This window comes from Kitasatospora sp. NPDC004799, assembly GCF_040609095.1.
GTDB lineage: Bacteria > Actinomycetota > Actinomycetes > Streptomycetales > Streptomycetaceae > Kitasatospora.
In genome coordinates this window covers 1-1,039 of sequence record NZ_JBEXJK010000849.1, presented here as the reverse complement: position 1 = coordinate 1,039, position 1,039 = coordinate 1, and the positions used below count along the sequence as shown (strand labels likewise).

At 77.5% G+C, this 1,039-nt stretch carries 1 pseudogene; it reads right to left on the bottom strand.

What is annotated here, in order from left to right:
* Nucleotides 1-927, bottom strand: a pseudogene (locus ABZW03_RS41265) (hypothetical protein); the annotation flags it as partial.
* Nucleotides 928-1,039 lie beyond the last annotated feature (112 nt).

Genomic DNA, 1,039 nt, shown 5'->3' with positions numbered 1-1,039 from the left:
GTCGGCGACGGCCGCCCGGGCCGAGGCCGCCAGGAAGGCCCGCTCCACCCCGGCCGCGGCCAGCGCGCCGGCCGCCACCCGCCGCATCAGCTGCTCCAACCGGACGCCCCGGTAGAGCAGTTCCGGGTCCTGGGCGGCATCGGCCCAGCCCCGGGCGGCCGAGCTGAGCCGGCGCTGCTCCCCCAGCGCCTCGCGGCCCTCCGCCAGCCACCCGCGCAGCCGGGGCCAGGCCTGCGGCAGCCCGTGGTGGGACAGCTCGACGGTGTCCCGGTCCACCACCACCAGCCGGGCCCGGACCAGCCGTTCCATCACCTCGGGCACGCCCGGTTCGTCGAACTCCGCCCGCCGGACCGGCCGTCGGGTGCCCTCGTCACCGCCCGGCACCAGGTCGAGAGCCGGCACCGACCCACCGCCCGGCGCCAGCCCCTCGCCCAGGGCCGTCGCGCCGCCGGCGGCCTCCTCGCCGGCGGCGAGCAACTCCCCGCCGAGCCGCAGGAACACCGCCTGCGCCCGGGCCTGGTCGCACGGCTCCAGCCCGTTGTACAGCGACTCCGCCGTCCGGGCCAACGCGCCCTCGAAGCCTCCGGTGGCCTGGAACCCGGCCAGGGTCAGCGCGTTGCCGCTGCGCCTGCGCCAGGTCTCCAGCAGGGCCGTGGACACCAGCGGCAGCGCGCCCGGCTGCTGCGCGGCGGTCGAGATCAGCACGGCCTGCAGGGCGCCCTCGACGGTACAGCCGGACCGTAACGCCGGCTCGGTGATCGCCCGCCGTAACTCGTCCGGCGCCGGGCGCCCCACCGCCAGCACCCCGTGCCGGCCGGCCTCGGCCAGCCCCGGGTGCTCGGCGAACAGCGATCCGCACTGGTCCGAGCGGAGCACCAGCACCACCCGGCAGCGGGGCGGCGCCGCCACCGGCAGCCCGGCGAGCACCTCGTCCGGACCGGGTGAACAGCTGGACGTCGAAGAACTCGGTGCTCCACTGGACCGGACGCTCCCCGCCCTCGTCGGTCACGTAGAGCGAGTTGTGGACGACCGGAAGGTC